Genomic DNA, 11,042 nt, shown 5'->3' on the forward strand with positions numbered 1-11,042 from the left:
CACAGCGGACGACGGCGCGTTTTTGATCTTCGAGCGTACGCTCGGCGAGGTGAACGTCAGCCTGCTCGGCGAAATCGAAGCGCGGGTCGCGGGCCGCCGCCTGCCGCTCGGCGGCCCGCACCGCGTCGCGCTCCTCGCCCTGCTCGCCCTGCGGGCGGGAAGCGTCGTCCCCGTCTCGGAGCTGATCGAGGCGCTGTGGGACGGCGCCCCGCCCCGCAGCGCCCTCGCCAACGTGCACGGCCACGTCAGCGCGCTGCGCAACGCGATGAGGGCGGCGGGCCTCCCGGACGCCCCGGAACGGGTCCTGGTCACCCGTCCGCCCGGCTACCTGCTCGACCCCGCGCACTGCCGGACCGACCTCGCCCAGTTCGAGGAGCTGCGCGAGCAGGCGTGGGCGGTGCGCGCCGACCCCGCCGCGTCGGCCGGCCTGTACGCCAAGGCGCTGGCCTGCTGGCGCGGCCCCGCGCTGCTGGACGTCGGCAGCGCCTTCCTGCGCCGCCACGCCGAGCACCTGGAGCACCGCCGCCTGCAGACCGTCTGCGACATGGCCGAGGCGCAGCTCGAACTCGGCCTCCACGACACGGTCGCGCTCGAACTGCGCCCGCTCGTGGACGCCCATCCCTACGACGAGCGCCTGCGCGCCGTCCTGATGCTGGCCCTCTACCGCGGCAGCCGCCAGGCGGAGGCGCTGACGGTCTACCGCGAGGGGCGCCGCGCCCTCGTCCAGGACCTGGGCCTGGAGCCGGGCCCCGAGCTGCGCCAGCTGGAGGCGGCGATCCTGACGCAGGAGCCGGTGCACCCGGCGGCCGTCCCGCCCGTCCTCGCGACGCTACGGCCGCGCCAGCTCCCGCCCGCCCCGCCGCTGCTGATCGGACGCGCCCCCGAGGTCGAGGGCCTCCGCACCGCGCTGGCGACCACGTCCCCGACGTCCCTGCCCGTCCTCGCCATCACCGGGCCGGTCGGCGCGGGCAAGTCCGCGCTGGCCCTGCACGTGGCGCACCGCCTCCAGGAGACCCATCCGGACGGGCAGCTCTACGCCGACCTGACCGAGGATCCCGGCCGGATCCTCGTCCGCTTCCTCAGCACCCTCGGCGTCCCGCGGGAGGCGGTCCCCGAACCGCTCCCCGACCGGATCGCCATGTTCCGGACGCTGACCGCCGACCGGCGGCTCCTGCTCCTGCTGGACGACGCCGCCGACGAGTCCCGCGTCCGCCCGCTGCTGCCGGGCGGCGCGACGTGCTCGGTCATCGTCACGGCGCGGCGTCCGCTCACCGCCCTGGACACCACCGCCACGATCCGGCTGACGCCGCTGTCCGACCAGGACGCCACCGGTCTGTTCACGGCCCTCACCGGCGTCGCGCCGGGCCGGGCCGTCATCGGGTTCTGCGACGGGCTGCCGTCCGCGGTCCGGGCGGCGGCGGCGCTCCTGCAGTCCCGGCCGCACTGGCGTCCCGCCGACCTGGCCGCGTGGCTCGCCGACGACCGCCGCCGCCTCAACCTCCTCACCACCGGGGACCAGAACCTGCGGACGTCCTACGCGCGCGTCACCTCCGCCCTCCAGATCCCGGCCCGGCGGGCTCTGGCGGTCCTGGCGGACGGACCCGCGACCCCGGCCCGCGTCGCCGAGGTCCTCTCCCTCCCCCCGGCGCACGCCGAAGAACTCCTGGAGCACCTCGTCGAGCACCACCTGGCCGTCCCCCGGCGCACCGGCTCCACCTGGACCTACGCGCCGCCTCCGCTGCTCCGCCTCCACCTCGTGCACTTCCCCGGCGACTAGCGCTCAGGCTCCTCCGGGGACCGGTGCCCGGCGCGCGGTGCCGGCGGCCTCGGCCGCACGGCGGCGGCGGTAGTAGTGGACGGTGAGGACGGCCAGCAGCGGTCCCCAGGCGGCCAGGGGCCAGTAGGCGGTGTAGAAGACGAGGGCCCGCCAACCGTGCGGCCGGCTGGCGGCGCCGACGGTGCCGTCGATCTTGTAGCCGAGGCTGATCATGGTCATCGCGTACGGCCAGAGCAGGGTGTTGGCCGCCGCGCCGAGGCCGGCCGGGACGACCGCCGCGAGGACCGGGATCCGGCGACCGCCGAGGCGCGGCACCCACCGGGGCCACGTCTCGCCCCACTGGCTGACCAGCCCGACCGCCAGGAACGCCAGGGCCTCGCTGACCACGCTCAGCGCGATGACGTACCACCACTCGCCGCCGAACCACGCCGGCGGCGGACGCCCGTCACTCGGCGCCTCCATGAGCGGCACCCGGAAGTCGACGCTCAGGACGCGCCACAGTCCGGCGGGCAGCACGGTCAGGCTGGTGGCGTAGGCGGCGCGGACCGCCCAGCGCGGCACGCCCTCGGCGGTCCGGCCGTGCAGCCGGACGGCGAAGCCCGGCCCACGGCCGGTGGTGGGCCCGCCCTGCTTCCGGCGGACGGTGGGCCCGCCCTGCTTCCGGCGGACGGTGGGGCCGCCCGGCTTGCGGCGGGTGCGCGGACGGGGTTCGGTCGCGGTCACGGTGAGACTCCTCGGGAACCGGCGCCACCCGGCTCGGCGGCGCCGCGACAAGCCTCGTCCGGCCCGGAGCGCCCGCGCCTCCCCCGCGACCATGATCCGTTTCCCCCGTGAAGGGGAACCCCGGCCTGCCCCCTCGTCCGGAAGAGGGACCGCGGTCACCTCCAGCGCGGTCACCTCCACCGCAGCCGCCTCCGCCGCGGCCAGACGGCATCGGTTCGTGGGCGTGCGGGGGCGATGAGGTCAGGGGTCCCGGCGGACGATGACCATGGCGACGTCGTCCTCGCGCGGGCCGAACTCGGCGATGATGCGGTCGCTGTAGGACTCCAGGTCGTCGTCCACGTCGAGCGCCAGGATCCGCAGGCGTTCGAGGTTGTCGACCAGGGGGACGCCCCGGTCCTCGATCAGGCCGTCGGTGATGAGGATGACGGCGCCGCCCGGCGGGACGGTCGTCTCCTCCATCGCGACCACGTCCGCGGGGAAGCCGAGCAGCAGGCCGCCGCCGCCCCGGTACTCCGCCCGGTCGCCGGCGATGTGCAGCGGCGGCAGGTGCCCGGCGTTGGCGATCCGCAGGGCGCCGGTGCGGGGGTCGAGCCGCATCAGGCACATGGTGGCGGTCTGGTCGTCGTGGTAGCGCTGGATGACGCCGTTGAGCAGCCGGAGGATCGCGGCGATGTCGTGGCCCTCCTCGGCGAACGCGCGCAGCGCGTGCCGGAGCTCGGCCATCACGGTCGCCGCGTGCAGCGAGTGCCCCTGGACGTCCCCGATGGCCACCAGGACGTGGTCGCCCCGGTCGATGACCTCGTAGAAGTCCCCGCCGACCTCGGCCTGGTCGCTGGCGGGCTCGTACCGGACGGCGAACGTCCAGCCGGGCAGGACGGGGTGGGAGGTGGGCAGCAGGCTGCGCTGGATGGTCAGCGAGACCTGGTGCTCCTCGGCGTAGGAGCGCAGCGCCTCCATCGCCAGGGCGAGGGTCTGCCCGAGCTGGCGCAGCAGGTTGACGTCGTCCTCGTCGGAGTGGTCGGGGCACTGGATCGCGATGCCGACGGGCGGCCGGCCGCGCTTGATCCGGGAGGTCACCAGCAGGACGTCGGAGGTGGGCGTGCTGTCGGGGAGGATCTCCAGCCACTCCAGCGGGGGGATGCGCGCGACCCGGGTGCCGGTGAGGTCGTCGAGGCCGCTCATCTCGGCCAGCCGGGCGGGCAGGCCCGGCGAGGCCTGCCGGCTGGAGGGCCCGTGCCCGTAGTTGATGCTCCGCCGCGCCCGTCCGTCGGGCGGCAGGATGTACACGGCGGCGGGCTCCGCGAAGATGTCGACGGCGCCGCGCACGGTGGCCGCGCCGAGCTCGTCGAAGGTCTGCGCGGCGTTGATCGCCAGGGAGGTGCGGGTGAAGGCGGCCAGCCGCTCGGCGATGCGTTCGGCGCGGCGGCGGGCGCGGTAGTAGCGCAGGACGGCCTTGGCGGTCGCGATGAACTCCCCCGGATCGATCGGGTCGGTCATGTAGGCGTCCGCGCCGCGCTGCAGCCCGTCGGTGCGGTCGGCGACCTCGACGGCCGTGGCGGAGATGTGGATGACGGGCAGCGAGGCCGTGGCGGGCCGCGCCTTGATCTGCTCGCAGACCTCCATGCCGTTGGCGTCGGGCAGCCGGACGTCCAGGATGACCAGGTCCACCTCCCGCTCGGCCAGCAGCTCCCACGCCTCGGCGGCGGAGGCGGCCTCCACCACGGTGTGGCCGGCGCGGCGCAGCCAGCTGCCGATGATGTACCGCTTGGTGTCGTTGTCGTCGACGACCAGCGTCGTGGTCGGTGGTTCGGTGGGGTTCATCTCATCGTGCCTTCGAGGCCCGCATCGCCCGGGACACCGCGTCCGCGAGCATCACCGGGGCGAGCTGGGCGTGGTCCAGTACGGCGTCGGCGCGTCCGCGCCCGGCCTCGTCCGGGGTTTCGGAGGCGACCAGCACGACGGCGACGGCGGGCGGGAGGTCCGCCATGGTCGCGGCGGCGTCGTCCGGCGACAGGGCCGCGCCGACGATCACCAGGTCGGGCGGGTCGGTGCCGACGATGTCGCGGACGGCCCGCGGCCCGTCCGCCTCGCTGAGGCGTCCGGCGATGTCGGAGAGCATCCCGCGCAGGAGCCGGCGGCCGTCCTCGGACGCGTCGGCGACCAGGACATGGGTGAGGCCGAGCTCGATCAGGCTGCGCGTCCGGGGCAGCCTGAGGGTGACGGTGGTGCCGACGCCCGGTTCGCTGTCCAGCGACAGGTCGCCGTCCAGCGCCACGGCGAGGCGGCGCGAGTAGGTCAGGCCGAGTCCCGTCCCGCCGGGCTTGGTGCCCGGCACCTGGTAGAACTCCTCGAAGACGCGCTCCTGGTCGCCGGGCGGGATGCCGACCCCGGTGTCGGTCACGACGAACTGCAGGAAGGAGGGCGTGGGGCGGACGGTCAGCCGCACCTCGCCCCGCTCGGTGAACTTCAGCCCGTTCGCCAGCAGGTTGCGCAGGATGCGGGTCAGCATGACCTCGTCGGTCACCAGGACGGCGTTCGGGGCCTCCCCGGCGTCCATCCGCAGGCTCACGCCCGCCTGCTGGGCCATCGGCGAGAGCAGCTCCGACAGCTGCGACAGCAGCGGCTCCACCTCGACCGGGGCGCGGCGCGGCGCGAGCCGCCCCTGCTCGGCCTTGGCCATGTCGAGCAGTTCGTTCACCAGGGACAGCAGCGTCTCGCCGGCGCCGACGATCAGGGAGATCTGGTGCTTCTGCTCGCCGGTGAGCGGGTCGGCGGCGGGGTCCAGCAGCAGCCGGGCGAGTCCGATGACGCCGTTGACCGGGGTCCGCAGCTCGTGGCTGATGTTCGCCCAGAAGCGGTTCTTGGCCGCCCCCGCCTCGCGCAGCTGCTCGGACTTCTCCTCCAGCTCGGCGTACAGGGCGACCACCCCCCGGTTGGTCTCCTCCAGCTCGGCGGACAGCTCGTTGTAGAGCGCCATCACGCCCTGGTTGGTCTCCTCCAGCTCGGCGTTGAGCGAGCGCAGTTCCTCGCTCTGCCGCCGCAGGTCCTCCAGGGCGCGGATGAGCTCGGCGTTGTGGGTGCGCAGCTCCTCGAACGCGGTGACGGGCTGCAGCCGTCCGACCTCGGCGCGCACCTCGGCCGCCAGCCCGCCGGGCAGGGCGGCGAGGGGCAGGTTCTTGCGGAGCCGGACGACGCGTCCGGCCGGGGTGCTCGTCTCCTCGACCGCGTCCATCAGGCGGGCGGCGGCGGTGTCGCCCTCCCTCGGACGGTCCGCGCCGTCCGAGGGGGTGAAGGCCAGTTCGACGACCAGGGCGGGCGCCTCGCCGCGGTCGAGGGAGAAGAGCACCGAGACGCTCCCGGAGTGGGAGAACAGCTCCCGACCGATCTCGCTGAGGGCCGTGGCGACGCGCACCTGGTCCTGCCCGTCCAGTCCGGCGGCGGCGGCGACCTGCCGGCCGATCTGCCGCACGGAGAAGACGTCCTGCTCGTCGGTGAGTCGCAGGCGCAACAGCTCTTCGGTCATGGAGCGGTCACCTCCGGCCGGACGTGGTGACGGTGAGGACGCACCGGTCGTCGTGGCGGACGCCGGCCCCGCGCATCAGCTCCGCCGAGACCAGCAGCGGGTCGCGGTCGAGGGCGGGCAGCGACGCGCCGTCCCACTTGTCGGTCAGGCCGTCCGAGTGCATCACCACGGCCCCGCCCGGGGGCAGGTCGTAGACGTGCTCGCGCAGCGGGCGGCGGCCCGCGCCGGCGATGCCCGGCACCGAGATCATGCCGCGCCGGCGGTCGCCGCCGAGGACCCATCCGGCGACGTTCCCCAGCCCCGCGAAGCGGACCGTGCCGGCGGACGGCTGCACGGCCGCCACCGCGACCGCGCCGCCCCGGGTCGAGCCGAGCCGGTCGTGCACCTGCCGCAGCAGGTCGGCGGGGGCGGCGGGCAGCACGGCCTCGCGCATCACCCGGACGGCCTCCTGCGCGGCACGCGCCGCCAGCGGCCCGTGTCCGAGGCCGTCGCACACCATCGCGTAGACCGTCCCCTCGTGGAGGCGCGCCGCGTAGGCGTCGCCGCACTCCTCCTCTCCCTCGATGGGCCGGGTGAGCCCGGCGAACGGAGGGTCGGTGACCGTGGCGGCGCCGTCCGGCTGGTGGAACCGGGCGAACAGCACCGTGCCCGCCTCGGAGGCGGAGTAAAGGCCGCTGGCGTCGGCGATCCGCTCGATGGCGCCGAGCCCGACGCCGAGCGTGCCGCTCGTGGAGTAGCCGTCGAGCCGGGCGCCGGGCACGTCCGCGATCCCCGGTCCCCGGTCGAAGCAGACGAACTCGATCGCGGCGTCCCCGCCGCGCCGGGACACGCGCACCAGCATCTCGCCCCGCACGGCGTGCTTGACCAGGTTGGTGGCCGCCTCGGTCACGGCGAGCTGGACGCGTCCGAGCCGCTCGCCCGTGAAGCCGAGCTGTTCGGCGAGTCCGGTGGCGCGCCGACGGGCCGCGGCGACCGCGCTCTGGTCCTCGACCCTCATCCAGACGGCGTCGCCGCCGACCGGGCTCGTCGTCCAGTCGATCCCCGTCAGCGGATCCACTTGGTCACCGTCACCGTGGTGCCCTCCCCTGCCTTGGTGTCCAGTTCGAACTCGTCGGCCAGGCGCCGGGCGCCCGGCAGTCCCAGGCCGAGGCCGCTGCCGCTCGTCCAGCCCTCGGTGAGCGCCTTGTCGATGTCGGGAATGCCCGGGCCGTTGTCGGTGACGACGAGCCGGACGCCCGCGCGCCCGCGCGCGTTGACGACCGACTCCACCCGGGCGCTGCCGCCCCCTCCGTGCACGAAGGTGTTGCGCGCGAGCTCGCTCGCCGCGGTGACGATCTTGGTCTGGTCCACCAGGGACATGCCCGCCTCCGCCGCGACCGCGCGCACGAGCTGCCGCACGCGCACCACGTCCTCGTTCGAGACGATGGGGAGCTCCACGTCCTGAGCGGTCACGAGGTCCCCGGCCTGACGGCGGGCAGCGGCGCGCCCAGCACGCGCATCCCCTTCTCCAGGTCCAGCGCGGTGCGGACGCCGCCGAGCGAGAGTCCGAGCTCCACCAGGGTGATGGCCACGGCGGGACGCATGCCGACCACGACCGTCTCGGCGTCCATGAGCCGGGACATGGAGGCGATGGTGGCGAACATCCGGCCGATGAAGGAGTCGACGATGTCCACGGCGGTGATGTCGATGATCACGCCGCGGGCGCCGGTCTTGACGATGCGGTCGGCCAGGTCCTCCTGGAGCGCCAGCACCGTCTGGTCCTGCAGGTCGATCTGGATCGACACCAGCAGGACATCACCGATCTTCAGAATCGGGACGCGGTCCATCAGGCCTCCGTCCGGCCGGTCACCTGGATGCCGCTGCACTCCAGCGCGTAGGCCAGGGCGTCGGCCAGGCTGGCCTTGGTCGCGATGTCGCCGAACTCGATGCCGAGCGCGACGATCGTCTGGGCGATCTGCGGCCGGACGCCGGAGATCACGCAGTCGGTGCCCATCAGCCGGGCGGCCATCACGGTCTTCAGCAGGTGCTGGGCGACCTCGGTGTCCACCGCCGGCACGCCGGTGATGTCGATCACGGCGAACTGCGCGCCCGTCTCGACCAGCCGCTCCAGCAGCGTCTCCATCACGACCTGCGTGCGGGCCGAGTCGAGCGTGCCGACCAGGGGCACGCCGAGGATGCCGTCCCACAGCTTCACCACCGGCGTGGACAGCTCCAGCAGCTGCTCCATCTGGTCGGCGATGACCTGCTCGCGCGCGGATGCGTAGGTCTCGAAGGTCACCAGGCCGAGGTCGTCCACCCACGAGGAGAACTCGATGAACTCGGCGTACGCCTGCATGTCGGCGGTGGCCGACACCTGTTCGAGCAGGGCCTGCTTGACCGCGAACACGCTGACGGCTGTCTCGCTCGGGCTGAAGCCCTGCCGGGCCCGGCTGCGGGAGATCTCCGCCAGCGCGGCCCGCAGCTCCCGCCCCGCCTCCTCGTCGCCGCCGGCGACCGCCCGCTCGATCAGGGCGTAGAGCTCGGTCAGTTCGGCCTTCAGCTCCCGCTCGGTGATCCGGCCGCGGACCCCCTCGAGCACGACCTCCAGCCAGCGATCAAGCACGGCCTCCCGACCAGAGCGCAACAGCTCCGGAAGATGTGCCTTGCCCGCGCCATCGCTCATCTAGCGTGCTCCTCACGAAAACGTGTGTTCCTTGGATGAATCCGCCGACCGTACCGCTGAGTAGCGTACAGGTACGGATGACTCGGAACTCGACGGATTGTCAGCGGATTGACCAGCGACGACGAGCCCTTCCCGGGTCGAAGCCGCCCGCCGGCCCCGCCTGAACCCACCCGGCCCCTCAAGGCCGGCCCCGGACGGCGGCACCCTTCCTTCTGCCGCGTCGGCCCGCACGGCGGGAGCGGACGCGATCGACGCCTCCACCGTATGTCCCGCTCGCCTCTCCCCGGCCACGCTGCCACAGACCGGCGGCTTTTCGAAACCCCGTTCGACCGACACCCGGGTCCCGGAGACAAGGTGTGCCAAGCACGGGCCGTGAAGATTGCGGGATACCGCCAGGTTGTCGCGGACGTCCGATCGCTATCGTGTCGCCTTGCCCTCCAGAAGATAAGGAAAGTGAAGACATGGCTGATGCGGGGAACGAGTACGGTCCGTCGCCGCGCTGGTGTTCGTGCCGGGTCCCGGACGACGCGGAGCGGTCGTCCGGTGTGAGCCGCCGGAAGGTCCTCGGCGGGCTGACCGCCGCGGGCGCGCTGGCGCTGGCGGGCTGGCCCGGATCGGCCCAGGCGGCGGCCCCCGGCAAGGACAAGTCGGTCACCATCACCGTGATGGGCACGTCCGACCTGCACAGCCACGCGGTGAACTGGGACTACTACACCGACGCCGCGTACGCCGACAGCGCGGGCAACGTCGTGGGCCTCGCCCGCGTGTCGAGCCTGGTGGAGCAGATCCGCGCCGCGCGGGGACGCGACCGCACGCTGCTGTTCGACGCCGGCGACACCATCCAGGGGACTCCGCTCGGTTACTACTACGCCACGGTCGAGCCCATCACCAAGACCGGAGACGTCCACCCGATGGCACGGGTGATGAACGCCATCGGCTACGACGCCGTGGCGCTCGGCAACCACGAGTTCAACTACGGGCTGCCGCTGCTGGAGAAGTGGATCGGCCAGATGGACGCGCCGGCGCTCGCCGCCAACGCCGTCCACGCGGGCACCACGCGGCCGGCCTTCCAGCCGTACGTCATCAAGCGGATGCACGTGCCGGGCCACCCGCCGATCAAGGTCGGCCTGCTGGGCCTCACCAACCCCGGCGTCGCGATCTGGGACAAGGCCAACGTCTCCGGCAAGCTGGAGTTCCTCGACCTGGTCGAGACCGCCAAGCGCTGGGTGCCGGTCATGCGCGCCCAGGGCGCGGACGTGGTGATCGTCAGCGCCCACGCCGGCGACAGCGGCCTGTCGTCCTACGGCACCGACCTCCCGGTGGAGAACGCCTCGGCGATGGTCGCCGAGCAGGTCCCCGGGATCGACGCGATCCTGTTCGGGCACGCCCACCTCGACGTCCCCGTGCGGTACGTGACGAACACGACCACCGGCCAGAGCGTCGTGATGAGCGAGCCCAAGTGCTGGGGCGAGCGGCTGTCGGTCTTCGACCTCACCCTCACCCGCGAGAAGGGCCGCTGGACGGTCACCGGGAAGTCCGCCACGACGGTGAACACCAACACCGTCCAGGAGGACGCGGCGATCGTCGGGCTGGTCAAGAAGCAGCACGACGCCGTCGTCGCCTACGTCAACCAGAAGGTGGCGACCTCCACGCAGGCGCTGTCGGCGGCCGAGTCCTGCTGGAAGGACACCGCGATCCTCGACTACGTCCAGCTCGTCCAGACGGCGAAGGTCACCGAGGCGGTCGCCGGGACCGAGTACGCGTCGCTGCCGGTGCTGTCGATCGCCGCGCCGTTCAGCCGGGCGGCGACCTTCCCCGCCGGACAGGTCACCATCCGCGACATCGCCGGACTCTACATCTACGACAACACGCTGCTCGGCAGCGTCCTCACCGGCGCGCAGATCAAGGACTACCTGGAGTACTCGGCGCGGTACTTCAAGAAGACCCCCCCGGACGCGCCCGTGGACCCGGCCGCCTGGACCAACGAGGCGAACCGTCCCGACTACAACTACGACCAGTTCTCGGGCGTCGACTACGACATCGACATCTCCAAGGACGCCGGTTCGCGCATCGCCAACCTGACCTACAAGGGCGCGCCGGTCACCCCGGAGCAGAAGTTCGTCGTGGCGGTGAACAACTACCGGCAGTCCGGCGGCGGCGGCTTCCCGCACATCAGCACCGCGCCGGTGGTCTACAACGCCCAGGTCCCCATCCGCGAGGCGATCGTCGCCTACGCGTCGGCGTCCGGCACCATCGACCCGGCCGGCTTCCACACCGTGAACTGGAGGCTCGTCCGCAACGGCACGCCGGTCTTCTGATCCGGGACGGGACCGGGCCGGACGCCGCGCGGCGTCCGG

General features: G+C 73.3%; 9 protein-coding genes. 2 read left to right on the top strand and 7 right to left on the bottom strand.

Annotated elements, in window-relative coordinates; translation table 11 throughout:
• Nucleotides 1–22: 22 nt before the first annotated feature.
• Nucleotides 23–1,777: an AfsR/SARP family transcriptional regulator gene (locus DZF91_RS19270; RefSeq protein WP_117358844.1), complete on the top strand. Its 1,755-nt coding sequence runs from the start codon at nucleotides 23–25 to the stop codon at nucleotides 1,775–1,777.
• 3 nt (nucleotides 1,778–1,780) lie between these two features.
• Here DZF91_RS19270 and DZF91_RS19275 read toward each other — a convergent pair whose 3' ends face one another.
• The 7 genes from DZF91_RS19275 to DZF91_RS19305 form a co-directional block, all read right to left on the bottom strand.
• Nucleotides 1,781–2,500, bottom strand: coding sequence for a hypothetical protein (locus DZF91_RS19275; protein ID WP_235834414.1), 720 nt, complete (start codon nucleotides 2,498–2,500; stop codon nucleotides 1,781–1,783).
• A 240-nt stretch (nucleotides 2,501–2,740) separates the two neighbouring features.
• Nucleotides 2,741–4,321, bottom strand: coding sequence for a fused response regulator/phosphatase (locus DZF91_RS19280; RefSeq protein WP_117358845.1), 1,581 nt, complete (start codon nucleotides 4,319–4,321; stop codon nucleotides 2,741–2,743).
• 1 nt (nucleotide 4,322) lies between these two features.
• On the bottom strand, nucleotides 4,323–6,023 hold the full coding sequence (locus DZF91_RS19285; RefSeq protein WP_117358846.1) for an ATP-binding protein: 1,701 nt from the start codon (nucleotides 6,021–6,023) through the stop codon (nucleotides 4,323–4,325).
• A gap of 7 nt (nucleotides 6,024–6,030) precedes the next feature.
• On the bottom strand, nucleotides 6,031–7,080 hold the full coding sequence (locus DZF91_RS19290) for an ATP-binding protein (RefSeq protein WP_235834415.1): 1,050 nt from the start codon (nucleotides 7,078–7,080) through the stop codon (nucleotides 6,031–6,033).
• Nucleotides 7,068–7,475: an anti-sigma regulatory factor gene (locus DZF91_RS19295; protein ID WP_117358847.1), complete on the bottom strand. Its 408-nt coding sequence runs from the start codon at nucleotides 7,473–7,475 to the stop codon at nucleotides 7,068–7,070. The genes DZF91_RS19290 and DZF91_RS19295 overlap by 13 nt, the downstream gene beginning before the upstream one ends.
• The gene (locus tag DZF91_RS19300) at nucleotides 7,472–7,849 is read right to left on the bottom strand and encodes an STAS domain-containing protein (protein WP_199486735.1); all 378 of its coding nucleotides are present in this window, start codon (nucleotides 7,847–7,849) and stop codon (nucleotides 7,472–7,474) included. The genes DZF91_RS19295 and DZF91_RS19300 overlap by 4 nt, the downstream gene beginning before the upstream one ends.
• Nucleotides 7,849–8,685 carry an STAS domain-containing protein gene (locus DZF91_RS19305; RefSeq protein ID WP_117358848.1) on the bottom strand — a complete coding sequence of 279 codons (837 nt, stop codon included), beginning with the start codon at nucleotides 8,683–8,685 and terminating at the stop codon, nucleotides 7,849–7,851. The genes DZF91_RS19300 and DZF91_RS19305 overlap by 1 nt, the downstream gene beginning before the upstream one ends.
• Nucleotides 8,686–9,146: 461 nt before the next feature.
• On the opposite strand from DZF91_RS19305, the gene DZF91_RS19310 reads away from it, so the two are divergent.
• Complete coding sequence (locus DZF91_RS19310) at nucleotides 9,147–11,003, top strand: bifunctional metallophosphatase/5'-nucleotidase (protein WP_117358849.1); 1,857 nt, start codon at nucleotides 9,147–9,149, stop codon at nucleotides 11,001–11,003.
• The last annotated feature ends 39 nt before the right edge of the window (nucleotides 11,004–11,042 follow it).

It is taken from the genome of Actinomadura logoneensis (assembly GCF_003428695.1).
Taxonomy (GTDB): Bacteria; Actinomycetota; Actinomycetes; order Streptosporangiales; family Streptosporangiaceae; genus Spirillospora; species Spirillospora logoneensis.

What these genes read in the sequence shown, in the direction of transcription:
- DZF91_RS19285 (WP_117358846.1), bottom strand. Translation starts at nt 6,023, where the DNA reads ATGACCGAAGAGCTGTTGCGCCTGCGACTCACCGACGAGCAGGACGTC.
- DZF91_RS19305 (WP_117358848.1), bottom strand. Translation starts at nt 8,685, where the DNA reads ATGAGCGATGGCGCGGGCAAGGCACATCTTCCGGAGCTGTTGCGCTCT.
- DZF91_RS19280 (WP_117358845.1), bottom strand. Translation starts at nt 4,321, where the DNA reads ATGAACCCCACCGAACCACCGACCACGACGCTGGTCGTCGACGACAAC.
- DZF91_RS19300 (WP_199486735.1), bottom strand. Translation starts at nt 7,849, where the DNA reads ATGGACCGCGTCCCGATTCTGAAGATCGGTGATGTCCTGCTGGTGTCG.
- DZF91_RS19310 (WP_117358849.1), top strand. Translation starts at nt 9,147, where the DNA reads ATGGCTGATGCGGGGAACGAGTACGGTCCGTCGCCGCGCTGGTGTTCG.